The organism is Corynebacterium sp. LK28 (assembly GCF_014335105.1).
In the GTDB taxonomy this organism is placed as follows: Bacteria; Actinomycetota; Actinomycetes; order Mycobacteriales; family Mycobacteriaceae; genus Corynebacterium; species Corynebacterium macclintockiae.
The window spans coordinates 61,017-84,311 of the sequence record NZ_PDGZ01000004.1 but is presented as its reverse complement, the minus strand read 5'-3'; the positions used below and the strand labels follow the sequence as shown (position 1 = coordinate 84,311).

Below are 23,295 nucleotides of genomic sequence, written 5' to 3'. Positions count from 1 at the left end.
CCCCGCCCGCTATCGCGGAACAGTTAAGGTTGAAGCATGACTTCTAGCTTCTACGATGCTGTCGGCGAGGACACATTCCGCGCCATCGTGCACGAGTTCTATCGCCAGGTCCGCACCGACGATATCCTCGCACCGATGTACCCGGAACAGGACTTCGAAGGCGCCGAAGATCGCCTGCGCTGGTTCCTGGTGCAGTACTGGGGCGGCCCCGCGGAGTTCAACGCCCGGCGCGGCCACCCGCGCCTGCGAATGCGCCACGCCCCCTTCCACATCGATACGGCCGCCCGCGACCGCTGGCTAGAGCTCATGGGCAACGCTATGGCAACTGTCGATAGCGAACAGCTCCCCGACGAGCACCGCGCAGCCATGTGGGATCACATGGAACGGGTCGCGCACATGCTGGTCAACGCCCCTGATCAGCACTAATCGTGTTAGCAGAGCTTTCCGCCGAGACGTTTTCGATCCTCGCAGTGGGATCCTTCGTCGCAGGTTTGATTGATGCCATCGTCGGTGGCGGTGGCCTGGTCCTCATTCCCCTGATTTTGATCGTCGCCCCCGCGACCCCCGAAGCCTCTGCAATGGCGACGAACAAACTCGCGGCGGTTTTTGGAACCTCTTCGGCTGCCGCGCGCATGCTCCGATCCTCTGATATTCGCCAAAAGATCGACCGCAAGCTGGTGGCCTATGGGGTTCCGCTTGCATTCGTCTGCGCAGCCTCGGGCGCGCTGCTAGTAGCGGCGCTCAGCACAGAGGTTTTGCGCCCTCTGGTGATCTTCCTCTTGCTAGCCGTTGGCACCTATGTCGCCCTTAAACCCAGCTTCGGCACTCCCCAGCGCGCACCGGCACAGAGTCGCCGCCGGTGGCTCATCGCGCTCTTCGCGGTGGGAGCCATCGCCACCTACGACGGCTTCTTCGGCCCAGGCACGGGCACCTTCTTGATCATCGTGTTTACGGCACTTCTTAGCAGGTCTTTCGTGGAATCCGCCGCGCTGGCGAAGATCATCAACATCGCCACGAACCTGGGCGCGCTGACCGTGTTCGCCATCGGCGGCCACGTTCTTTGGCCGCTGGGCCTCGGCCTAGCGGTCTTCAATGTGGCCGGAGCACAGGTAGGGGCACGCCTGGTACTTTCCAAGGGAACCGGTTTTGTCCGCATCGCGCTGCTCGTCGTTGTTGTCGTCATGAGCACCAAATTGGGCTACGACATGTACGTCAGCGCCTAATCCACTCACAGCACCCCACGTGCAAAGGCCCTGGCCCCCGCCCCCAAAAAGCCTCTAGCGTGGCCCGGGCACCCGCGCCAGCCCACCGGGGCGCGGTGCATACACGCTGCCAACCAACGCATCCACCCGGATCCACGACCCGCTGGCACTCACGCGCACATAATCATAATCCCGCAGCTTCTCCCCTGGCTCTGGAACCAGCCGCAGGCCGCCGAGTGCCGCGATGGTTCGCCCCTCCAGTGCGACGGAGTCGGTGGCGTCACTAGATTCCGTACGCTGCACCGTCAACACCTGCTGCTCCAACAGGCTGCGCGCGATGCCCATGGGACCGGAGTTCGCCTCGTTCTCCGTGGCCATGTCCGCGTGCAAGCCGCGCAGCACGTCGCCCGGTACTGTGTCGATCAGCTCGAAGCCTTGCTGTGGCGGCAGCGAACCGACCCACATCAGATCCATGTCCGCTCCCAAGTCAAGGGTCTGCTGGCCGGGTTCGAACGCGACGATCGCTCCTAGCGCTTCGCTGGCGTAGGCCACCGCACCGGCACTTGCGCTATCACCTGTACCGGCGCCGCCTACCTGCCCTGGTACTCGCACGGAAGCCACGCAGCCTAGTGGCGTCGATATGAAAAGATCCGTCGACCGCTCGCCCACAGCGCTCAGGCGCACGAGCGCACCCGGATCCATCACCAGCGCGCGCTTCATCACTGCCCCCGCACGCCGCATGGCGCTCACCGCCGCAGTCGCGGATCGCGAATCAACTATTCCCTGTAAATCGATTGTGACGCCCATAGTTCCCCCACCTTAGCCCTCCCCAAAGTTTAAGCCCGCGCGGGCTAAGCGCTTGCAGGTCAGAGTCCGGGCGACTTAGAAACGCGCGGCCGTGGTGGCGCGGTCGGTGACCACATCGTGGTCCGCGGGGATCAGGAACATGTTGATGTTGTTGATGTCCTGGTCGTTCCACTCGCGGGGCTTCCCCGTCATTACGTCGATGCCCACCATGACGGCATCAATGGTGCAGGTCACGCGCCCGACGGAATCCTGAAGTACCTGCCGCATGGTGCAGGATTTGCGCCCCACGTCGATGAAGTAGGAGGCTACGGCTACCTCCGATTCCCCGGGCGACAGGGGGAACGGGTAGTCGATGGTGGTGTGGCGGGCGAACATCGGGGGCACAGCAATGTCCATTTCCATCAGCACGTCTTTCAGGAACACCATCCGTGCGTCCTGGCCAAACTCCAGGTACTTGGCATTGTTGACGTGTTGGTATTGGTCGAAGTCGGACCAGCGGAGCTCGCGGTGGCAGGTGTGCCAGCGAGTCCCGGTGACCTCGTATTCGATGAAGGGCATTGCGTGTGGAACCTCGTTTAACTCCGCGCAGTCAAACCCCGCGCGTTACTTTTGTTTTACGAACCTATATTGCCACACCATTCACACAGGTTCACGTAGGTACACGGTTTGAAGCGAGAAACGCGGCGCAGGCCAGTTAGTTAGCCTGCGCCGCGTGCTGCGCTAACGCGCTTCAGCGACTAGCGGGTCAGCTTGCGGTGCGTCACGCGGTGCGGACGTGCAGCCTCCGGGCCAAGGCGATCGACCTTGTTCTTCTCGTAGTCCTCGAAGTTGCCCTCGAACCAGTACCACTGGCCCTCGGCGACGTTGCCCTCCCAGGCCAGGATGTGGGTGCAGGTGCGGTCCAGGAACCAGCGGTCGTGCGAAATGACCACCGCACAGCCCGGGAACTGCTGCAGAGCGTTCTCCAGGGAAGACAGGGTCTCAACGTCCAGGTCGTTAGTAGGCTCATCCAGCAGGATCAGGTTGCCGCCCTGCTTCAGCGTCAGCGCCAGGTTCAGGCGGTTTCGCTCACCACCGGACAGCACCTTGGAAGGCTTCTGCTGGTCCGGCCCCTTGAAGCCGAACGCGGACAGGTACGCGCGGGAAGGCATTTCGTTCTGGCCGACGTGGATGTAGTCCAGGCCGTCGGAAACGACCTGCCACACCGTCTGCTCCGGGTCGATGTTCTCACGGTTCTGATCCACGTAGCTCAGCTGCACGGTGGAGCCGACCTTCACCTCGCCGGAGTCCGGCTCTTCCAGACCGACAATCGTCTTGAACAAGGTGGTCTTACCCACACCGTTCGGGCCGATGACGCCCACAATGCCGTTGCGCGGCAGGGTGAACGACAGGTCCTTGATCAGGGTCCGGCCGTCGAACCCCTTGTTCAGGTTCGTAACCTCGACCACCTGGTTACCCAGGCGCGGCGGGGTCGGGATCTGGATCTCTTCGAAGTCGAGCTTCTTGTACTGCTCTGCCTCCGCAGCCATCTCCTCGTAGCGCTGCAGGCGAGCCTTGTTCTTCGCCTGGCGAGCCTTCGCGCCGGAGCGAACCCACTGCAGCTCTTCCTTCAGTCGCTTCTGCAGCTTCGCGTCCTTCTTGCCTGCGACCTCCAGGCGCTTGGCCTTGGTCTCCAGGTAGGTGGAGTAGTTGCCCTCGTAGGGGTACAGCTTGCCGCGGTCGACCTCACAGATCCAGCCTGCGACGTGGTCCAGGAAGTAGCGGTCGTGGGTGACGGCCAGGACGGCACCCTTGTAGTCCTTCAGGTGCTGCTCCAGCCACAGCACAGACTCGGCGTCCAGGTGGTTAGTAGGCTCGTCGAGCAGCAGCAGGTCCGGCTCGGAAAGCAGCAGCTTCGCCAGTGCCACGCGGCGGCGCTCACCACCGGACAGGTTGGTCACGGGGTCATCCGCCGGCGGGCAGCGCAGCGCGTCCATGGCCTGCTCGATCTTGGAATCCAGCTCCCACGCATCCGCCGCGTCGATCTGCTCCTGCAGAGTCGTCATTTCTTCCATCAACTCGTCGGTGTAGTTGGTGGCCATTTCTTCGGCGATCTCTTCGTAGCGCTGGCGGATCTGGAAGATCTCGCCCATGCCCTCTTCGACGTTCTGGCGAACGGTCTTTTCCTCGTTCAGCGGCGGCTCCTGCAGCAGGATGCCGACGGTCGCGCCGGGATCCAGGAAGGCCTCGCCGTTGGAGGGCTGATCGATGCCCGCCATGATCTTCAGGATGGAGGATTTACCTGCACCATTCGGCCCCACTACGCCGATCTTGGCGCCGGGGTAGAACGCCATCGTGACGTTATCCAGAATGACCTTCTCGCCGTGCGCCTTGCGCACGTTCTTCATGGTGTAAATGAACTCGCCCACGGTGAACTCTTCTGACCTTTCGTGGTTAGTGTCCCAATGTATTCGCCCACCCAGTGTACGTGGTGCCAGCGTGCAGAGGCCGACCTGGGCTACTCCTCGGATTCTCGTCGGAACTACCCAGGTCGGCCTCACCATTTAGCGCCCATTATGCGCTTAGAACGCAGGTTCCACTTCTTCTTCCTGGCCACCCGCGCCAACCCCCCACAAGCTCCGGCTTGCTACCGGAGTTCTGCGCGTTCTTAAGGTTCTGCACTGCCGCCAGCTCCGCCTCCCGGCTTGCTGCGTTCTGCGCCGCGTTCTGTTCGACGGCCTTGCGCACGTTTACCAGCACATTCCTGGCTCCCAGGTCCGGCCCCACGTGGGTTGCCCGCACGCGCAGCACACTGCGGGTCACGGACTTGCCGTCTTCCCCGTTGGCCTCCCAGGTGCTCTGCACGATGCGCCCGACGACGATCACGGACATCCCTTTGCATACCGTCGCGCAGACGTTATCCCCCAGCGCGCCCCAGCACTGCACTTCCATGTAGCAGGGGTCGCCGTCTTGCCACTGCCCGTCCGCCCCTTGGTAGCGGTGGTTCATCGCCACGCGGAACGTGGTGAGAGTCGGCCCACCGTCTAGCCCCTTAATCCGAATCTGCGGGTGATCAACCGCGTTCCCCACCAGATATGCCTGCGCCAGATTGTTGCTCATCCGACTTGTCCCCTTCCTAGTTGTCGCACCGAAGCTTGTTCCCCGGCGCGTGGCTTTATTGTTAGCGCGTTTCGGGGTTTTTCTTTTTCTTCGGGACGCCACCCTGTGGACAACTCCGCCCATCAAAGGCACTTATCCACAGGCTGCGAAGAAGGGGGTTGACAGCTCGCGGCTGGGTGTGCGTTAGTCCGGCTTTTTGTGCTCTTGCCTGTATTTGGCCTTTTGCTGAGCCTTGTGCTTTGCAGAGTGCAGCGTGCTCTGAACGTCCTGGTCGTGGTAGTCATCGCCGTAGTAGGCACGGTTGCCAGTATCGATCTGCCCGCTGGAAAGTCCAGCCAGCATGGCGTTGTAGGCAGCCAGCTCTTCGTCGCCAGTGCGCTCTTCCTTGCGGTCGAAGCGCTTGGCCTCGCGCCGGTCTGAGCGCAGCCATTGGAAGCCGTGGGCGATGGAGACAATCAGAAGCGGGATCTCGCCCAGGCCCCACGTGATGCCGCCGCCCAGGAATTGTTGGTGGTCCAGATCCACTGGGAAGGGGAAGTCCAGCTGGCTGTAGAATTCCGCGTTCAGCGGCTCGGAGATCTGCATCATCGCGATACCGAACCATGCGTGGAAAGTCACCATCGCAAACAGCGTCAGCATCTTGATGAACGGCGAGAGGTTCCGCGGTGCGGCATCCACGCCGATAATCACCCAATAGAAGATGTATCCCGAGATGATGAAGTGCAGCATCATAAACAGGTGCCCGGCGTGCTCGGGCGCGATGGCGTCAAAAAGCGGCGACAGATAAAGGTAATAGAAACCGACAACGAACTGCGTACCAGCGACGATAGGGTTCGTCAGGAAGCGCGAGACGGGGTTGTTGATGAAGACGACCAACCATTCGCGCGGGCCGGCAACGCCATTGCGGCCGGCGGCGGGCAGGGCGCGCAGTAGCAGAGTCATGGGACCGCCAAGGACCCAGAACACGGGCACGGCCATGGAGAGGATCACATGCTGCAGCATGTGCGGACCGAACATCGCCATGGAGTACATGCCCAGGCCGGAGCTGGTGGCGAACAGGAGGGTGAGGTTGCCGACGCTCCACCAGATGAGGCGCTGGATGGGCCATTCGATGCCGCGCTTCTTGATGCTCAGCCAAGCCCACATGTAGCCGGCCTGCAGGAGGATCGCGCCCACGCCGAAGACCAAGTCCAGGCGGAACATGGTGAAGTAGCGCCAGATCGTCGGCGGTTCGGTGAGGGTGTAGCCCAGCAGGACGTCCTGCTGGGTGAGGTTCACGACCTGCTCGATGGGCGGCGGAATGCGCCCCAGCGATACGGCGATGCCGATGGTGGCGGCCATGATGAAGATTTCCAGGGTGGCGAAGCGGATGAAGGGTGCGCGTTGGGCGCTGGTGGTCTTGCCGCCTTCGCCTTCGCCGTCTTGGAGTTTGGGGATGATGTGGGAGCGCTGCACCCAGCCGAACCAGCCGAGGATCACGGTCATCACCATCTTCGATACGATGACCAGACCGTATTGGGTGGTAAATAGCTCGTCCAGGTGTACGCGCAGTAGGGCGTTGATGAAGCCGGACAGCGCGACGGCGATGATGCAGAACAGAGCCAGGAAGCTGTAGCGCTGCACGATGAGGGCCAGGTGCGGGCCGCGGCGTTTCGCGTGCGCCAGCAAGGCCAGCAGGCCACCCACCCACAGCGATACGCAGATGATGTGCCAGAGCAGCGAGTTCACGCCGTAGTCGTGGTTACCGCCCGCCGCGGAATGCCCCTCCAGCGCTAGCGGAATCAGCGAAAGGATCGACAGCGCCAGGAAGATCGGCTGCCAGATCCACTTGCGTGTAAGCAGCGACAGCACACCGGCCACGCCCGCGAAGATGGCGACCCAGAGCCAGGATTTGGACGCCGACACCTGATCCAGCGCAATCCCCCAGTACTTGGGCTTTAGCGCCTCTTGGAGGGGGCTGCCGGAGATGTCCGACATGTACATGGGGATCAGCAGGATCGACAGGAGTGCGAAGCCGATCATTCCCCAGGTGCCGGTGCGGGCGGCCCGAAAACCGTCGAGGGTGAGGTAGCCCTGCTTATCCGCGGGCGTGCCGAAGGCGGACATGAGGAACCCGCCGAGGCCGAGACAGCCGATGAAGATCGCCGCGCCGCGGACGAAGGGCAGGCCGATGGTGGTCAGCGGGCCGGGATCCGGAATGCCCAGAAGGGCGAGCGATTCGCCGAGGAAGGAGTAGCCGATGGCCGCGCCGAAACACCCGGCGACGAGTGCGCCGATGAGGTACACGAGGCCGGGGTTACCCAGCTTCGCGGGCTGGGCCGTGGCTTGCGCTTCCGCCTGCTTCGTCTGCGTGGGCTTCGCTTTGGTTTCCGCCTGCGCGGCCTTGGCTTCCGCTGTTTGCTTAGCTTCCTGATCTGCCTGGGAGGACATGTTTGGAACCTTACCCTCCGCTCCGGACAGGGTGAACTTCCCGGTTTTGTGATGTCGCTTGCGCCACAGCGGCGGCTTGGTTGCCCCTCAATTTCTGAGCGCATTCGCGTGCATTATTATCTACTCGTATGCCTCCGTAGCTCAGTGGATTAGAGCAGTGGGTTTCTACCCCATGTGTCGCGGGTTCGAGTCCTGCCGGGGGCGCCATCTAATTGGACATCAATGCCAATAACCATGTTCCCATTCCTCTCGCGAGGGCACCCAACATTTGGTGCATGTGACATAAGTCTCAATTAAGAATATATTTAACATTTCCTGAGCAATGAAGGTTGTCGGGGGTCTAGTCTAAGAGCGACTGCAATAGAAATTGCATGTTTCTGAAACCTCAAAAAGGAGACCCCATGAAGCGTTTTGCTACTGCTGCCGTTGCTACTGCGACAGCCCTAAGCCTCGCTGCTGCCCCAGCTCAGGCTGCTCCGAGTACACCGACTGACGCTCAGAAGATTGAAGCCGCGAAACTAGTTGGAATGTTCGCCCTCCGTGGAACCGGTGCTGCACCGAACACCAAGACGACCGGAGAGATGGCTGCTGGATCCATAATGTCGGGTTCGTCCGCCGAAACCGCCTACGGCGCAACACAGTTCGGTTGGACTCTCACCTGGATCGCCGTGGCTGCAGCAGGCATCGGCCTGATCGGCGCCGCTGCAAAGCAGGCTGGACTCCTGCGTTAAAACGCTTCATCGTATTTCCACGCAAGAAGGTGTCTGACGGATTCCGTCAGGCGCCTTCTTCTGTAAACAGCCCCTTCTTGCCAAGCTCTGCGATCATGCCGTCTTCGTTGAAGCTCAGCTCCACCACGAAGTAACGTCCTTCGCTGTCCGCGATCTTCCACGCGCGTTGCTTGTTCTCCGGCTCGATTTCCTCGACCGTCCAGTCCTCGCGCTGATGTGCAATCCCTTCGATGCTCCACACCGGGTCGTCGCATTCCAACAATATGGCGTCGAACTTGACGAACATCACCGACAGATCCGTCTCCCGCATCGGTGGGTTGAACGAATCCATCAAGTAAATCCGGATCTCGGATTCGTCTTCGTTCGGAATGCTTGCGTAACAAGCATGCGAACCAAAGATTTCGAACGCGCTATCCCCTACATCCTCCGAAACGGCTGCCGCTGCAATTGACGGCGCATACAGCTCGTCGTCTTCTTCGCCTTCCTCGCCTTCCTCATCTTCCGTGTCTTCCCCGCTACCCGATTCAGCTTCATCGCCGTCCCACTCGGGAACCTCGTAAGGCACAACTGGGGTCGTAAACCCGGGCAGGCCTTGTTCCTCACCCCACTCGCACATCGCCTCCGCGGCAAGGCGCCGACCAAGTTCTGCAGCTCCAGAAACAGCCGCTTCATCCGCCCATTCCCACTTAAGAGTCGCAGACTCCACGTCAACGGTAGCGACTAGCTCCACTCGAACATTGGCGAGCTTAACCCGCCCCTGAAACTGGTAGTACTGCTCGCCTTCAATTTCGCCTACGGCAATTCCCCAGTCATCGCCAACGCGCTCTTCGATCTGTTCCATGATGTGCTCACAGCGCGCATGGGCATACAACGCGGCGTGCTGTCCGACTCTGCGAATATCGGGGATCATGCGATTAAAATAACACTGCCCAGTTCAGCTCGCTGAGCCCGTTTCATGCAGCCTATGCTTCACGCAGCCTCACCTGCGAAAGGATCCATGACCTACCGACAACTAACCCCTCCTCGCACTAAGGACGCATTAGTGTCCGTCGCAGCTCTCCTCTCCGCTTACGGGCTCCTCGCAGTCCAGGCGTTGGTCTTGGCAAAGCTCTCCCTGGACAAAAGAGTAGTCCTCGGCGCTCTGCCATTCATGCTCATCATCGCCCTCGGCCTGCCCACCTGGCTTTTGGTTCGCTACCTGCGGAAACAGAACATCGAAACTGGCTTCACTTCACTCTCTAAAAGAGGTTGGCATCTGCTCTGGCAGACTCCAGTGACAATCATCGCAGCCGGTGCTGCCACTGCATTTGTCGCCTCAATCTTGGGAATGGAAAATGGCGAGCGTTCCTCGACCTTGACTAGCGCAGGCGAATCCGGGCAGACCCTCCCCATCCTTCTCGTCCTCCTGGCGTATCTGCTGCTTGGTCCGTTCCTCGAGGAGTTGGTTTTCCGTCGGGTTCTCATGGGCTACTTCGACACGCTAATGCCAGCTGCCCTGAGTGTCCTGTTCAGCTCACTGCTTTTCGGTCTGGCTCACGTCTCCCCGCCGGCTATCCTCTTTACGGCCTTCCTCGGCATCTCTTGCGCACTGATGACCAGGTGGCACGGCACACTATGGGCGGGATTCATCGTTCATATGCTGAACAACCTGGTCGTCGGGCTACTCGTCTTCGGAATCGCTGGCTAGACCTCTTGTCCGCACCGCCCGCTATGGTTGTAGCCATGACTGCGAATAGCCGCTTTAACCCTATTGACGCCCTCCGCTCCCTCCCCCTGGAGCAGCTCCCCGTCCCGCTGCCGTTCGGCCTGGGCAAGTCCCAGAAGTCCGTGGAGCTGGACCTCCCTGCCCCCACTCCGGGCTCCTTCGCTGTGATCACCGGCGCTTCCTCTGGCATCGGCAAGGCCATCGCTGAGGAGCTCGCCCGGCGCGGCTACGACCTGCTCCTGGTCGCCCGCACCGTAGCCCCCATGCAGGAAATCGCGGACGCTTTCCCGGACCGCGACGTGCAGATCCGTTCCGTCGACCTCGCCGATGCGCCCGCCCGCGCGGAACTGCTGGAAGAGCTGCGCACCACCCCGGTCAGCATCATCATCAACTCCGCGGGCATTGCTACCTTCGGCCAGTTCAAGGACCTCGACTGGGACTACGAGCGCCTGCAGTTCGAGCTCAACGCCACCGCGCTCTACGAACTCACCCAGGCCGTGCTGCCCGGCATGCTGGAACGCGGCGAGGGCGGCATCGTCAACGTCGGCTCCGCCGCCGGCAACATGGCCATCCCCGGCAACGCCACCTACGTCGGCACCAAGGCGATGGTCAACACCTTCACCGAGTCCCTGCACTACGAGCTCAAAGATCACGGTATTAAGTGCACTCTGCTGGCACCCGGGCCGGTGCGCGAGGCCCGCAAGGAAGACGAGCAGCTCACCGAAGTCGACGATGCCGTCCCGGACTTCCTCTGGACCACCTACGAAGACTGCGCTATCGACACCCTGGTCGCCCTGTCCAAGAACAAACTCCGCGTAGTCCCCGGCCCGCTGTCCAAGGCCATGAATTTCGTCTCCACCTACCTGCCACGGAAGGTCACCGCCCCCATCGTCGGCAAGTTCTACGCCCAAATGGCAACCGAAAGCGACTGATTCCGAGGGGGCGTCACCAAAAACGACATAGAATTATCAACAACAGAAAGGAACCTCCGTGAACACCACCCCGAACCAAGTTGCCAAGAACGATCGACTCGTGTGGGTCGACTGCGAAATGACGGGCCTCGACCCGGACCAACACGTGCTGGTAGAGATCGCAGTGATCGTGACGGATGCGGACCTGACCCCGCTCGACGAGGGACTGGACGTGGTGATCCACGCGACCGAGCGCGACCTTGACCGCATGGATGCCGTCGTGACGAAGATGCACGGCGAATCCGGACTGACGGAACAGATCCGCGCCTCCGACTTCACGCTGGAAGAAGCCGAAGAGCAAGTCCTGGAGTACGTGAAGAAGCACGTCCCCACCGCAGGTGTCGCACCGCTGGCAGGCAACAGCATCAGCGTCGACCGGAAGTTCATCACCCGCTACATGCCGCACCTGGACCAGTACCTGCACTACCGCATGATCGACGTCTCCAGCCTGAAGGAGCTCGCCCGCCGCTGGTACCCGCACGTGTACAACGGCCAGCCCGCCAAGGGCATGACACACCGCGCGCTGGCAGACATCAAGGAATCCATCCGCGAACTGGATTACTACCGCCGCGCGATGTTGGTGGAGGCCGACCCGGCCAATGCAGACGTGAACGCCGCTGCGAAGGCAGCGACGGAACGCTTCCCGATCTAGCACCGTTTTAGCCCACGTTCAGACCGCCTGACCTGGCATTTTGGTTAAGTCGCGGGGTGTCGGCTAACATGAAATCCGCTGTTTTCAACAGCAATGGTGACTGTAGTTCAGCTGGTAGAGCACTAGGTTGTGATCCTAGGTGTCGCGGGTTCGAGTCCCGTCAGTCACCCCAAATCTTTCCCAAGGTCTAGTGATGCTAATGAGTAACACCGATCTTCAAGCAGCGTTTCGGGACGTCTTCCGCGGACACCCGGCGGGGGTAACGCTGATCACCGCGACCGTCGACGGCGAGCCCGTCGGCCTGACCGCATCGTCTGTTTCTTCCCTATCGCTAGACCCACTGTCGATCAGTTTCTCGCTGATGAAGCGCACGGGTTCGGCAGGCAAGTTGCTGCGTTGTAGCAGCATGTTGGTGCACTTTCTTAATGACGCCCAGTCCCCCATCGCACACTCCTTCGCCACCTCGGGCACGGACCGCTTCGCGGAATCTCAAGGGTGGGTAACCGCAGAGACTGGCGAGCCGCTGCTGCCGAATTCCCGGGCAGTGATCCGCGCGCGCATTTCCGATACGGCGCAGGCCGGGGAGGCCACGCTGGTGGCCGCGGAGGTGCTGGATGTGTCGGAGACTTCCACCGATTCCGCGCTGCTCTTCCTGGGCCACGAGTTCTACAGCATCGACGGCCTGCAGCCCTTCTAGCGGTGGCGCAGCTGGGCGCCACGCGCCCGCGGCGCTACGCGCGGCTTGTCGCTTCCGCCCCGCGACGCTGGACTCCGCGACTTGTCGTTTCCGCCCCGCGGCGCTACGCGCGGCGGGTGGCCTCGTAGCCGGCCTCATCGACCGCGTCGACGACCTGCTGATCCGTGAGCTCCCCTGCTGCGCCGTCGTGTTCGAACGTCAGCAATCCCTTGTCGGCGCTGACCTCAATGTTCGTGACACCCGGAAGGTTAGAAACTTCTTCCTTGACGGCGTTTTCGCAGTGTCCGCAGCTCATTCCAGTGACGTTGTAGGTGTATGTGCTCATGATGCTTGCCTTTCTTTGCCGTTGCTTTCGTAGCCTTCTTAGTTTTCAGCGCTTCGAAAACACGCTTTATTCCACGGTATGCCACAGCGGGTACGCCATACTGCACTGCATGGGCTCGCAGTGCCTGCACCTCGAAGATATGTGCGCGCGGACACGCGCGGACTTCTCCCTCCCTTTCAGGGGCAAATGTCCCAAATCTTCGAGTTATTGCGAAAACCAGAATCTCCGCCAAAATCCGACCCCCTCTGACCTGCACAAACAGAATAGTTATGTTCTAAGACGTGGAATTTGGGACATTTGGACTCCCCAGGGCATCCCCGAGTGCCCCGCGCCCCCAGAAAAATCCCCGGATTCACGGCTGCTGTCCAGGGATCCCTGCCTCACCTCCCAGCCAGCCTCTGACCCCCGTGGACTAGCATTAATCTCCATGGCCCGCCTGCCCAAACTCCCCCTCCGCGCACGCTTCAGCGCCAGCGCCACCGCACACCCCAGTGCACACCTCAACACCACCGCACACCCCAGCGCCGCCGCCAGCATCCACGACGACCCCGGCGCGCTGTACACGCAGGCCTCCACCGCCGTGGCCTCCCGCATCATCCGTCGCTATTCCACCAGCTTCTACCTGGCCAGCGAACTCCTCGCGCCCACGGTGAAACTGCACATCCGCAATATCTACGCTCTCGCCCGCATCGCGGATGAAATCGTCGACGGTACGGCTGAGGCGCTGGGCTTGCCGGCCTGCGGCGTCACCAAAACACTCGACGACTACGAACGCACCGCCCTCGCGGCGCTAGACACCGGCTTCAGCACCGACCCCATCGCGCACGCCTTCGCCTTCACCGCGCGCTGGGCGGAGTTCGACCGTTCCTGGACGGTGGATTTCTTCGCGTCCATGCGTTCGGACGCCCCTAGCTCCAACTCCTTGCCCCTCCCCGCCTACGTGCACGGTTCCGCGGGCGTGATTGGGTGGATGTGCAACGCGGTGTTCGCCGCACACGCCGAGCAGGCCGGGCGGCCGTTGACCCCGAAGCAGCGCGCCCGAACCGACGAGGGCGCCTACGCGCTGGGCAGCGCCTTCCAAAAGGTGAACTTCCTGCGGGACTACAGGGAGGACACGGTCGGGCTGCAGCGCTCCTACCTGCCGAAACTCACGGAAGAGTCGAAGGTGGAGCTGGTGGACGAGATCCGTGGGGAACTCGCGCAGGCTCACGCCACCATGGCGCTGCTGCCGCTGGCCGCGCGCGTGGGTGTGCTGGGCGCGCACGACCTATTCGCCGCGCTGAATGAGCGGCTGGCGCGCACGCCCGTCGAACAAATAAAAACGGCCCGCGTGCAAGTGCCGCGAGCCGAAAAGGCGAAGATCATAGCGCGCGCCGTCCCCCGCGCCGCGCGCCTGCGCTAGCCGTCTGCGTTCCCGGCCTTCCAGGTCTTCCACGGGATATTCCAGTCACCCAGGCCGTCGGAGCCGTTCAGGGTCTCACCCTGCGTGTTCTTCACCTCTACAATGTCGCCACGCTTCATGTTGTTAAACACCCAGGCAGCGTTGTCGACGGTCACGTTCACGCAGCCGTGCGAGGTGTTGGTGTTGCCCTGCGCGTACACGCTCCACGGCGCGGCGTGGATGTAGATGCCGGAGTAGCTCATCTGCGTCGCATACTGTACGTCCGTTCGGTACGCCCCAGAGCCGGTCAGTCCGAACGTCGAGGAATCCATCGTCAGCGACTCATGCTGATCACCGATGATGTAGGTACCGTTCGGCGTGGGGTACTGGTAGTCCATGCCCAGGGAGACCGGCATGGTCTGCACAGTCTTGCCGTTCTTCTTGATGGTCATCGTCTTGGTCTTGTCATCCACCAGCGCACGCATGTCGTCGCCGATGGTGAACTTCGCGCTGCGGTCCTCGCCGCCGTACACGCCTTCACCGATCTTGGTGCCGTAGAGGTTCGCCTTAACGTTGACCTCGGTGCCGGGCTTCCAGTACTTCTCCGGGCGCCAGCGCACGTCCTGTGCCGTGATCCAGTAGAAAGCACCTTCCACCTTCGGCGTGGTTTCCACGGTGATTGCGTCTTCCACGGCCTTGCGGTCTTCCACGGGGGCGTCAAAATGCAAGGCGATGGTTTGGCCAATGCCAACGGTCGAGCCGTCGAGTGGGGCGAGCGCGCCGTCGAGCGTCATACCCGGGGTCATGGTAGTGAACGTCTGCTTAAGCTTCTGTTCGCCCGACTTTGCGGTCAGCGTGTACGTGCGCGAGTAGCCAAGCTTCGTGGGCACGGTCCATTCGGTTTTGTCGTCGTTGAACTTGCCCTTGATTTCCTCGCCCGCATCGTTGGTCAGCGAGACCTTGTCGATCTTCTGGCCAGCCTTGACCTGCACGTGCTCGGTGACGTCGACCTCGTCGTCGCCGTCTTTGATGTTGGAGGTCAGTTTGTTCTCGGCCTTCTCGTCGCCGTTGCCCTGCTTGCCTGTGGAGGAACTTGACTCGATCTGATGTTCGTTGTTGTCGCGATCGATGGTGCAGGATGCGGTGAAGCCAAGCAGTGCAATGCTTAACGACGCCACAGTGATCCGTGAGAAGGTTTGACCGAAAACCTTGGTGCTGCGCAAGACTAACTCCAAGAAGAAAAAGCGTGTGTGAATAAAGTGACTGTTGCTGAGAATAGCGCCTGAGAGCACCTTAACGTTAGCCAATTCGGCGCGTCCCAGCGGTTCGTGGCTTAAACGTTATAAACGGTGGGCTGGGGTGAGCCAAGCAGGGTGGGAGGCCTGGGAATTCAAGCGGGCAGCCGTACCGCATTGCCGCGGATTGGCGACCCCACAGCCGTACCGCGCAGCCGTACTGCACTGGACACTTAAGGCGCAATTGCATGCACATAGAATCCCCTTCCGACCTGGCGATTTGTGTTGTAAGGCCACTGCGGTATAAAGTTTTCCACGTTGCCGAGGCGCACAGCGCTTCGAATAACGCGGGCTATTAGCTCAATTGGCAGAGCAGCTGACTCTTAATCAGCGGGTTCGGGGTTCGAGTCCCTGATAGCCCACACCGCCAACTCCCCCGTTCACTTGGAATCTTATCCGGTGAGCGGGGGTTTTGCTTTCGATTCATCGGCTTCTCAATAGCGCTTTCAAGAGCCGAATGTCCCAAATCTCCCATTCTTAAGAATTTCAGCGATTTGACGGTTCCGTCAAAACCTCCTGACCAGCAGAAACAGAATAGCTATAAAAGTAGAGTGGAAGATTTGGGACGTTTTCCCTCTAACGTCAGGCGATCGTCGTCCACTGCGAGGTAGTTTGCGGGGTGGCTTGCGCCGGAATTGACCCTTCCCGCTCCCGCCCCTCCCAACGGGAATATTCGCGCTGCCAGGGCGGTTATCGTTAGTTAGGAACGCAGGCGCAAGAGCAGTGCAAGCGACCGGCGCTGCAAGCTATCAGCGCTGCAAGCTATCAGCACCACAGTCAGGAGGCATCAACACCACAATGACGGACACAACGGCAAACGGAAACTCCCCAGCAAACTCTCTCGCCCCGCTGAGCCTCCTCGACTTCGCCACCGTCTTCAAGGGCGAACGCCCCGCAGACGCCTTCGACCGCTCCGTCCAGTGGGCCCAGCAGGCCGAGAAGCTCGGATTCGAGCGCATCTGGTATTCCGAGCACCACAACATGAAGTCCATCGCCAGCTCCTCCCCCGCGGTTCTTATCGCACACATCGCAGCGAAGACTTCCACTATCAACCTGGGCGCGGGTGGCGTCATGCTCCCGAACCACGCCCCGCTGGTCATCGCCGAGCAGTTCGGCACCCTCGCGGAGCTGCACCCAGGCCGCATCGACTTGGGCCTCGGCCGCGCACCTGGCACCGACCAGATGACCTTGCGCGCCCTGCGCCGCGAGCCTTCCGCCGCAGAGACCTTCCCGCAGGACGTCGCCGAGCTCTACGGCTACCTCAACGGCCCGTCGAAGATCCCCGGCGTGGAGGCCGTGCCGGGTATGGGCACGAAGGTGCCTCTGTACATCCTCGGTTCTTCCCTGTTCGGCGCGCAGCTGGCCGCGCACCTGGGCCTGCCGTACAGCTTCGCCAGCCACTTCGCGCCCGCCGCCCTCACGCAGGCGGTGCAGGTGTACCGCGATAATTACCAGCCCTCGGAGCGCCACCCGGAGCCCTACGTCATCGCCGCGGTCAACGTCACCGCCGCCGATTCGCAGGAGGAGGCCGAAGAGCAGTTCCGCCAGGTCTGCCGCACTCGCGTGCGCGTCATGGCTGGCCGCGGCCGCAGTCTGACGGAGGAGGAGCTGGACATGCTCATCGATTCCCCTGCCGGCCAGCAGATCCTGGATATGCTGCGCTACTCCGCCGTCGGCACGGGCGACGTCGTCCGCCGTTACCTCGAGGAATTCCGCGAGCACGCTCAGGCCGACGAACTCATGGTGTCGCTGCAGTCGCCGTCGACCGCCGAGTCGCTGCGGTCGATGGAGATTCTTGCGGACGCCGCCTCACTCTCCCCCGCCCAGCGCTAACCACTAGGGTTCTAGCGCTGCGTCTCTCGCGGCTCCGGCCGCCCGTCGGCCGCGCCCGCGCCGAACACCAGCCGGATGATCTGCGGCGCGTAAGCGCCCACCACCAGCATGGCGATCATACGCATCACTTGGATGACCGTGACGATCGGCTGGCTGCCAGCGTCGTGCGCAAATGCCAGAACGGCGTAGATGCCGCCCGGCACGGTGGCGAGGTAGGCGTCCAGAACCTTAAAGTCCCACAGGCCAGCGATGGCGAAGGCCGTTCCGATAGAGCTTGCGATCATCAGGGCAATCACGCCCAGGATCACCGGCAGGGCTCGCACGAACTGCCGCAGCGCGCCCTTCGTCAGGGTGCCACCGGCCTGCACGCCGATCAGTGCGTAGGCCAGTTTCTCCAGCAGCCCGTTCGGAGCGATGAACTCGTGCGGCACGCCGAACACCATCACGCCGATCATTGCGAACGCGATACTCAGCAGCAGGTACGGCGAGCTGATACTGAACCACCGCGCCGTGGCGCGCGTAAACGCCCACACGGTCAGCCCCACGGCTGCCACGCCTACTATGCCCTGCCAGTTCGTCTGCAGGCCGTCGAGGAGACTCTCTTTCCCTATTGACGCCCCTTCGGCCGCATCTGCCTGGTCGCCCCCGACGCGGCCGAGCAGCGTGACCAGCCCGGGGAGGGTCAAGACGATGATGGATACCCGCAAGTATTGGGTGAGGGTGACGAAGCGCGTGTCGGCATTGAGCTCCCGGGAGAGCATCACCATCGCGCTGGCGCCACCAGCGAGCGTGGCCAGCACCGACGTGGCCGGGCCAACCCGGTGGATGCGCGCCAGCAGCCAAGAGGCCAGCAGGCAGACCGCCAGCGTGACGATCAGCGACATTGCGGTCGGGCCGGCGTAGGCAACGATGGTGCCGACGTCGACGGTGGTCAGGGGCGAGGAACACAAAAGGGCGATGATCACCTGGGAAGGGATCATCGCCTTTTTGGGCGGGCTGACCTGCCGGTCGCTGAAGATGGCGTAGAGGCCGAAGACGATCAGGAAGGAAAAGATCCAGGCAGCGGGTACTCCCGCTGCTTCGCAGGCGAAACCTGCGGCGATCGACAGGACGGTCAGCAGAGCCAGCGTGGCCAGCTTCGCGGGGTTGGGTAGTGCCAGTTGTGGCAACGGCAACCGCTTAGCGGGTTGCTGCGAGCAGGCGCTGGATTTCCTTGATCTGCTTCTTTTCCTTGCGCTTGGAGCTGACTGCCAGGGCGGTTAGCAGCGCGACACCAGCGACTACGCCACCGAGGATCATCTGTACCTTCGGCTCCTTGAGGGTGTTCACGGCCTGGCCGCGAGCGTCATCCGCAAGGTTCTTCGGATCCGCACGGACGGACAGCTCCTCCAGCGTCCGTCCCAGCTGGTTGCGGGTGCGTTCAATGTCGCGCTGGATGGCATCGATGCTACGGGCCACGGAAGTTTCTCCCTATATTCGAACGTTTAAGTGCTACCTGAACATTGTAAATGATCCCGCCCGCTGGCGCTTTCGCTAGGGTGGGGTGCATGACTGATAACAGCAACACCACCGCAAGCCAGCCCACCCGACTGCAGGTCGGAGACAAGGCCCCGGAGTTCACCCTGCCCAGCGATTCCGGCAAGAACGTGAGCCTGGCGGACTACGCGGGCCGCAAGGTCATTGTGTACTTCTACCCCAAGGCCGACACTCCCGGTTGCACCACAGAGGCCTGCGATTTCCGCGATTCCCTCACCGAGCTCAACGGTCAGGGTGTGGACGTGGTCGGCATTTCTCCCGACAAGGTAGAGGCTCTGGAGAAGTTCCGCGATAAGTACGAGCTGACCTTCCCCCTTCTTTCGGACGCCGACAAGTCCGTCATGGAGGCTTATGGCGCATATGGCGAGAAGAAGAACTACGGAAAGATCGTCCAGGGCGTGATCCGCTCCACGTTCGTTATTGACGAGGAAGGCAAGATCGCCGTGGCGAAGTACAACGTGAAGGCCACCGGCCACGTCGCGCGCATCGCCAAGGAGCTGTAGCGCTTGCGCGTGCCCATGCACGCGTTGCACGGCACGCGGCCCCGCCACAAGCACACGGCCCCGCCACAGAGGCGGGGCCGAAAAAATTTGTGCGCCTGGGGAGACTTGAACTCCCACGTCATAAGACACTGGAACCTAAATCCAGCGCGTCTGCCAATTCCGCCACAGGCGCAAAAAGAACGCGGACAACCGCGTCTCCCCCTTCATGCTAGCAAGCGAGCCCGCGGGAAAAGAAATTAGGCGGAACAGGCACGGCAGGTAGAATGTTCCAGTGTGAACGAACACTCCGAGATTGACGGCAAGGCCCCTGCCCACCCGTTTCCGCTGCGCGTTCGTATCATCCAGATCATCTTCCTGGTGCTGGCGGTGATCGCCACCCTCCTTCTGGCGTGGTGGCAGTGGAACCGCTGGCAGTCCAACGGCGGTAGCTTCCAGAATCTGGGCTACGCCATCCAATGGCCAATCTTCGGCATCTTCTTCGTCGTGGCGTACCGCAAGTACATCCAGTACGAAAAGGAGCGGCTGCAGGGCGACGTTGCCCCGGCTGCACCCGCCCAGCCTTCCGATGACATCACCGAGGTACCGCAGGACTTCCTGCAAGCCAACAAGGCTGAAGATATCTGGGTGGATGATAGGCGCGAGCGGGCGAGGATGAGGGCGTCCAAAAATAAAGAGCGCGAGAACAACAACGAGAAAGGGCACTAAGCAATGACCAACGAGCAGACCACCGCGATCCACCCGGAGCGTCAGGCGCGCGTGGCGAAGTCGCTGAAGTTTTACTCCGTGGCGGCGGTGGTGACCGGTGTTTGGCTGCTGATCCTGCTGGCGGAGATGATTTTTAAGTACCTGATCCTCGGCAAGGACAACACCCCGGAGTGGTTCAGCTACATCGGCCCGGCGCACGGGCTGGTGTTTATGGTCTACGTGATTTGCTGCCTGGATCTGGGAACGAAGGCGCGTTGGGAGCCGGCGAAGTGGGTCACCACGATGCTGGCGGGCGTGGTGCCTTTCCTGAGCTTCATCGTGGAGAAGAAGCGCCGCGACGAGGTTAAGGCCGCGTTCCAGCTGGACTAGCGTCGCGCGGGCGCGGCGACGCGCTGGAGCGTGTGTGCCGTCGCGCGGGCGCCACACCGCGCGGCTACTCGACTAGTGAGGTCTCCACGGCGACTGCGTCGATTTCCTCGTCGGTCGGCACCGGCGCACCCATGACGTGCGGCTCGGCTTCCGGCTGCTCCCACGTGGACTGCAGGCACGCCAGAATCGCAACAGCCGCCGCGCGAGTGGATACCTGGAGGGTGGACAGGTCCGGCAGGAAACCCGGGTTGTGGTTGGTGGGGATATCGATATCCAACCGCCCGGCGGATTCGGCGCGCTGCCACTGGCGGCGCGGGGTAATGCCGATGGTCCAAAGCATGTAGGGGCAGCCGAAGGACTTCGGGATCACGGAGAAATCCTCGGAGGCCGTCCAGGGCTCCATCTCTATGGAATCCTCGCCGAAGGAACTATCGAAGTGGGGGCGGACAACATCGTAAACGCCCTGGTCATTGTCGGTTGCGCCCAGCATACCCACGAACTTGAAGTCCGGGTTACGGTCCGCGCCCGCGGCCATAGCTTCGGCGCGCACCACGCGCTTGATGGCATCCACGCACTTCTGTCGCAGCTCTTCGTCGTAGAAGCGGCAGGATAGGGAGATCTTCGCGGAGTCCGGGATCACGTTGTTCGCCTTGCCTGCTTCCACGGATGCGACGGTGATCACCGCGAACTTGCCCGGCGGAACTTCGCGGGACACGATCGTCTGTAGCTTCATCACCGTCGAGGCCGCCAGCACCACAGGGTCGACGGAGCGGTGCGGCATGGAGGCGTGCGCGCCGCGACCGTAGAGGGTGATTTCGATGGTGGTGGAGGAAGTCATCACCGGCCCCGGCGCGGAGTACACCTGGCCTGCCGGTCCGGCGACGATGTGTTGCGCCAGGCAGACGTCGGGTCGCGGAATGATGCGCCCCAAGCCGTCGGAGACCATCTTGTGCGCGCCGATGGACGCCTCTTCGGCCGGCTGGAACAGTGCCACCACCGTGCCAGACCAGTGGGCACGCTCTTCGTTGAGAATGCGCATGGCTCCCAGCAGACTGGTGGTGTGCTGGTCGTGGCCACAGGCGTGCATGGTGGCCACGCGCTCGCCGGATGCGTTGAGCTGCGAATACGTGGAGGCGTAGTCCACGCCGGTTTTCTCCGCGACGGGCAGGCCGTCGAAGTCGGCGCGCATCAACACTGTTGGGCCGTCGCCGTTTTCCAGCACGGCGGTGATGCCGTAGCCACCGATGTTGCTGGTGACCTCCCAGTCGGGGAAGCCCTCCAGTTCCTTGGCGATCCGCTGCGCGGTGACTTCCTCCGCTCCCGAGAGTTCGGGGTGTTGGTGGAAGAACTTGTACACGTCCTCCAGCCAGCTGAGGTCGGCCTGCGATCCGGCCACGATGCCGCTGGGGCTTGTGGGGCTAAAAGTGGCCTGGTCGCTGTCTGTGCCGGGGGCGGTCACGCGAGGGATCCTTTCTGCTGCAATCTCTTGAGTTTTGGTGTTTGTAACGTGTCCCATCATACGTGGGTTGTGCATGCCCGGCGCCAGGCCTGCGGCGTGCTGGACGGCATCTTTACGGAACTCTAATCCGCCAGCTGCGCCAGGATTTCCACCAGCTGACGTAAGGCTTTGCCGCGGTGGGACACGGCATCCTTCTGCTCCGCCGTCAGTTCGCCCGCGGACTTACCCGCCAGTTCTTCTTGCTGGCCTTCCGGCAGTTCGTCGGGGGCGAATAGGGGGTCGTAGCCGAAGCCGCCCTCGCCCTGTTCGGCGTGCAGCACTCGCCCGTACCAGCGCCCTTCCACGGCGTATTCGGTCTCCATGTCGCGCTCGGCCGCCACGTCGGCGGGCAGCTGCAGCACGCAGGAGGATACGAAGTGCGCCCCGCGACGCTCGTCCGGCACGTCTCCCATCTGTGCTAGCAGCAGGGCGTTGTTAGCTTTGTCGTCGCCGTGGCCGCCGGACCAGCGGGCGCTCAGCACGCCCGGCATTCCGTTCAGCGCGTCGACGGCCAGCCCGGAATCGTCGGCGATCGTCGGCAGGCCGGTGTGGCGCACGCCATCGTTGGTCTTGATCCGCGCGTTGTCCACGAACGTCGCGCCGGTCTCCGGGGTCTCCGGGTATTCCGGCACGTCCCCCAACCCGACGAGTTCAATGCCGGTCACGTTCGCCGCTTCCAGCATGCGGTTCAGCTCCGCCAGCTTCTTCTTATTCCTTGAGGCCACCAGTACCCGCACGGTGCCACTCCCCTTCTCTTGTCGCGTTTGCTTCTGCTGTTTTAGAGTTCCTGCGCCAGCGCCGCCCGCTGCGCCTCGATGAGCTCGCGCAGGCCGCCCTCGGCCAGGTCCAGCAGCGCGTTTAGCTCCTCGCGGGTGAACTCCGCGTGCTCGCCGGTGCCCTGGATTTCCACGAAGCGCCCCTCGGCCGTCATCGCCACGTTCATGTCCACGTCCGCCCGCGAGTCTTCCTCATATGGCAGGTCAAGGCACGGCACTCCGTCGATGATGCCGACGGACACCGCAGCGACGGGTGCGCGTAGCGGTTGCCCTGGTACGACGCCCCTAGCTTGCAGCACGGCCAGCGCATCAGCCAGGGCCACGTAAGCGCCGGTGATGGCTGCGGTACGGGTGCCGCCATCGGCCTGCAGAACGTCGCAGTCGATGTTGACGGTGTTCTCCCCCAGCGCCTTCAGGTCGACGGCGGCGCGTAGTGCGCGGCCGACAAGGCGAGAGATCTCCTGGGTGCGTCCCTTCACCTTGCCCTTCATGGATTCGCGCGGCATGCGCTCGTGGGTAGAGGCCGGCAGCATCGCGTACTCGGCGGTCAGCCAACCCTCGCCGGAATCCTTCTTGAACCGCGGCACGCCCTCTTCCACGCTGGCGGTGCACATGACTCGGGTATTGCCGAATTCCACCAGCACGCTGCCTGCGGGGTTGCTGGTGAAACCGCGGGTGATACGCACCGGACGTAGCTCGTTGGTGGCACGGCCGTCGGCGCGGGTGAAGTTGCTGCCTGCGTTGGAGGTGTTTTCTACGTTGGTTTCCGTCATGGGGCTT

25 protein-coding genes and 4 tRNA genes are annotated in these 23,295 nt (G+C 62.3%); 15 read left to right on the top strand and 14 right to left on the bottom strand.

Annotated elements, in window-relative coordinates; translation table 11 throughout:
- The first annotated feature begins 36 nt into the window (after positions 1 to 36).
- Both CRD15_RS02005 and CRD15_RS02000 read left to right on the top strand, forming a co-directional pair.
- Positions 37 to 426 (top strand): globin, encoded by a 390-nt coding sequence (locus CRD15_RS02005; protein ID WP_080716759.1) that lies wholly within the window; start codon positions 37 to 39, stop codon positions 424 to 426.
- Positions 427 to 428: 2 nt separating this feature from the next.
- The gene (locus CRD15_RS02000; RefSeq protein ID WP_034973340.1) at positions 429 to 1,223 is read left to right on the top strand and encodes a TSUP family transporter; all 795 of its coding nucleotides are present in this window, start codon (positions 429 to 431) and stop codon (positions 1,221 to 1,223) included.
- 54 nt (positions 1,224 to 1,277) lie between these two features.
- On the opposite strand, the gene CRD15_RS01995 is transcribed toward CRD15_RS02000, so the two are convergent.
- From CRD15_RS01995 to CRD15_RS01975, 5 genes are all read right to left on the bottom strand, one after another.
- Complete coding sequence (locus tag CRD15_RS01995) at positions 1,278 to 2,009, bottom strand: hypothetical protein (RefSeq protein ID WP_187401780.1); 732 nt, start codon at positions 2,007 to 2,009, stop codon at positions 1,278 to 1,280.
- A gap of 75 nt (positions 2,010 to 2,084) precedes the next feature.
- On the bottom strand, positions 2,085 to 2,567 hold the full coding sequence (locus CRD15_RS01990; protein WP_034973342.1) for a thioesterase family protein: 483 nt from the start codon (positions 2,565 to 2,567) through the stop codon (positions 2,085 to 2,087).
- 179 nt (positions 2,568 to 2,746) lie between these two features.
- A complete protein-coding gene (gene ettA / locus CRD15_RS01985) occupies positions 2,747 to 4,417 on the bottom strand; it encodes an energy-dependent translational throttle protein EttA (protein ID WP_034994114.1) in 1,671 nt (556 codons plus the stop codon).
- 145 nt (positions 4,418 to 4,562) lie between these two features.
- Entirely contained in the window at positions 4,563 to 5,108 is a 546-nt protein-coding gene (locus CRD15_RS01980) for a single-stranded DNA-binding protein (protein ID WP_255463690.1), read from the bottom strand.
- 183 nt (positions 5,109 to 5,291) lie between these two features.
- Positions 5,292 to 7,538, bottom strand: a complete 2,247-nt coding sequence (locus tag CRD15_RS01975) for a cytochrome c oxidase assembly protein (RefSeq protein ID WP_187401779.1) — start codon at positions 7,536 to 7,538, stop codon at positions 5,292 to 5,294.
- Positions 7,539 to 7,668: 130 nt separating this feature from the next.
- Between CRD15_RS01975 and CRD15_RS01970 the strand changes: the two genes are divergently transcribed.
- Positions 7,669 to 7,745, top strand: a tRNA-Arg gene (locus tag CRD15_RS01970).
- A gap of 194 nt (positions 7,746 to 7,939) precedes the next feature.
- On the top strand, positions 7,940 to 8,269 hold the full coding sequence (locus CRD15_RS01965) for a hypothetical protein (RefSeq protein ID WP_035007856.1): 330 nt from the start codon (positions 7,940 to 7,942) through the stop codon (positions 8,267 to 8,269).
- 46 nt (positions 8,270 to 8,315) lie between these two features.
- On the opposite strand, the gene CRD15_RS01960 is transcribed toward CRD15_RS01965, so the two are convergent.
- Positions 8,316 to 9,179: a DUF6882 domain-containing protein gene (locus CRD15_RS01960; protein ID WP_349018820.1), complete on the bottom strand. Its 864-nt coding sequence runs from the start codon at positions 9,177 to 9,179 to the stop codon at positions 8,316 to 8,318.
- A gap of 132 nt (positions 9,180 to 9,311) precedes the next feature.
- Here CRD15_RS01960 and CRD15_RS10200 point away from each other — a divergent pair, with 132 nt between their 5' ends.
- The 5 genes from CRD15_RS10200 (at position 9,312) to CRD15_RS01935 (ending at position 12,294) form a co-directional block, all read left to right on the top strand.
- Positions 9,312 to 9,956 carry a type II CAAX endopeptidase family protein gene (locus CRD15_RS10200; protein WP_187401777.1) on the top strand — a complete coding sequence of 215 codons (645 nt, stop codon included), beginning with the start codon at positions 9,312 to 9,314 and terminating at the stop codon, positions 9,954 to 9,956.
- Between the two features lie 146 nt (positions 9,957 to 10,102).
- Positions 10,103 to 10,906 carry a mycolate reductase gene (gene cmrA, locus CRD15_RS01950; protein WP_035007906.1) on the top strand — a complete coding sequence of 268 codons (804 nt, stop codon included), beginning with the start codon at positions 10,103 to 10,105 and terminating at the stop codon, positions 10,904 to 10,906.
- Positions 10,907 to 10,964: 58 nt separating this feature from the next.
- Positions 10,965 to 11,597, top strand: a complete 633-nt coding sequence (orn, locus tag CRD15_RS01945; RefSeq protein ID WP_034969063.1) for an oligoribonuclease — start codon at positions 10,965 to 10,967, stop codon at positions 11,595 to 11,597.
- Between the two features lie 96 nt (positions 11,598 to 11,693).
- Positions 11,694 to 11,769, top strand: a tRNA-His gene (locus tag CRD15_RS01940).
- A gap of 27 nt (positions 11,770 to 11,796) precedes the next feature.
- Complete coding sequence (locus CRD15_RS01935) at positions 11,797 to 12,294, top strand: flavin reductase family protein (RefSeq protein WP_255463689.1); 498 nt, start codon at positions 11,797 to 11,799, stop codon at positions 12,292 to 12,294.
- Positions 12,295 to 12,397: 103 nt separating this feature from the next.
- On the opposite strand, the gene CRD15_RS01930 is transcribed toward CRD15_RS01935, so the two are convergent.
- A complete protein-coding gene (locus CRD15_RS01930; protein WP_034975739.1) occupies positions 12,398 to 12,619 on the bottom strand; it encodes a heavy-metal-associated domain-containing protein in 222 nt (73 codons plus the stop codon).
- 427 nt (positions 12,620 to 13,046) lie between these two features.
- Between CRD15_RS01930 and CRD15_RS01925 the strand changes: the two genes are divergently transcribed.
- Positions 13,047 to 14,021: a squalene/phytoene synthase family protein gene (locus tag CRD15_RS01925; protein WP_187401776.1), complete on the top strand. Its 975-nt coding sequence runs from the start codon at positions 13,047 to 13,049 to the stop codon at positions 14,019 to 14,021.
- On the opposite strand, the gene CRD15_RS01920 is transcribed toward CRD15_RS01925, so the two are convergent.
- A complete protein-coding gene (locus CRD15_RS01920; protein WP_370546765.1) occupies positions 14,018 to 15,178 on the bottom strand; it encodes an Ig-like domain-containing protein in 1,161 nt (386 codons plus the stop codon). The genes CRD15_RS01925 and CRD15_RS01920 overlap by 4 nt on opposite strands.
- A 406-nt stretch (positions 15,179 to 15,584) precedes the next feature.
- On the opposite strand from CRD15_RS01920, the gene CRD15_RS01915 reads away from it, so the two are divergent.
- A tRNA-Lys gene (locus CRD15_RS01915) sits at positions 15,585 to 15,657 on the top strand.
- A 436-nt stretch (positions 15,658 to 16,093) separates the two neighbouring features.
- Positions 16,094 to 17,128: an LLM class flavin-dependent oxidoreductase gene (locus CRD15_RS01910; protein ID WP_187401774.1), complete on the top strand. Its 1,035-nt coding sequence runs from the start codon at positions 16,094 to 16,096 to the stop codon at positions 17,126 to 17,128.
- Between the two features lie 11 nt (positions 17,129 to 17,139).
- Here the strand turns inward: CRD15_RS01910 and CRD15_RS01905 are convergent, their stop codons facing one another.
- Positions 17,140 to 18,297, bottom strand: a complete 1,158-nt coding sequence (locus CRD15_RS01905; protein WP_187401773.1) for an AbrB family transcriptional regulator — start codon at positions 18,295 to 18,297, stop codon at positions 17,140 to 17,142.
- A gap of 10 nt (positions 18,298 to 18,307) precedes the next feature.
- On the bottom strand, positions 18,308 to 18,586 hold the full coding sequence (locus tag CRD15_RS01900; protein WP_034969047.1) for a DUF3618 domain-containing protein: 279 nt from the start codon (positions 18,584 to 18,586) through the stop codon (positions 18,308 to 18,310).
- A gap of 89 nt (positions 18,587 to 18,675) precedes the next feature.
- On the opposite strand from CRD15_RS01900, the gene bcp reads away from it, so the two are divergent.
- Positions 18,676 to 19,167: a thioredoxin-dependent thiol peroxidase gene (bcp, locus tag CRD15_RS01895; RefSeq protein WP_034969043.1), complete on the top strand. Its 492-nt coding sequence runs from the start codon at positions 18,676 to 18,678 to the stop codon at positions 19,165 to 19,167.
- Between the two features lie 90 nt (positions 19,168 to 19,257).
- On the opposite strand, the gene CRD15_RS01890 is transcribed toward bcp, so the two are convergent.
- Positions 19,258 to 19,339, bottom strand: a tRNA-Leu gene (locus tag CRD15_RS01890).
- Between the two features lie 101 nt (positions 19,340 to 19,440).
- On the opposite strand from CRD15_RS01890, the gene CRD15_RS01885 reads away from it, so the two are divergent.
- Positions 19,441 to 19,872 (top strand): hypothetical protein, encoded by a 432-nt coding sequence (locus CRD15_RS01885; RefSeq protein ID WP_034973368.1) that lies wholly within the window; start codon positions 19,441 to 19,443, stop codon positions 19,870 to 19,872.
- A gap of 3 nt (positions 19,873 to 19,875) precedes the next feature.
- Positions 19,876 to 20,241, top strand: coding sequence for a DUF3817 domain-containing protein (locus CRD15_RS01880; RefSeq protein ID WP_034969037.1), 366 nt, complete (start codon positions 19,876 to 19,878; stop codon positions 20,239 to 20,241).
- A gap of 64 nt (positions 20,242 to 20,305) precedes the next feature.
- On the opposite strand, the gene CRD15_RS01875 is transcribed toward CRD15_RS01880, so the two are convergent.
- The 3 genes from CRD15_RS01875 to rph all read right to left on the bottom strand — a co-directional run bounded on the left by CRD15_RS01875 (position 20,306) and on the right by rph (position 23,288).
- On the bottom strand, positions 20,306 to 21,700 hold the full coding sequence (locus CRD15_RS01875) for an amidohydrolase (protein ID WP_035001547.1): 1,395 nt from the start codon (positions 21,698 to 21,700) through the stop codon (positions 20,306 to 20,308).
- 122 nt (positions 21,701 to 21,822) lie between these two features.
- A complete protein-coding gene (locus tag CRD15_RS01870) occupies positions 21,823 to 22,476 on the bottom strand; it encodes a non-canonical purine NTP pyrophosphatase (protein WP_187401772.1) in 654 nt (217 codons plus the stop codon).
- Between the two features lie 41 nt (positions 22,477 to 22,517).
- Complete coding sequence (rph, locus tag CRD15_RS01865) at positions 22,518 to 23,288, bottom strand: ribonuclease PH (protein ID WP_187401771.1); 771 nt, start codon at positions 23,286 to 23,288, stop codon at positions 22,518 to 22,520.
- Positions 23,289 to 23,295 lie beyond the last annotated feature (7 nt).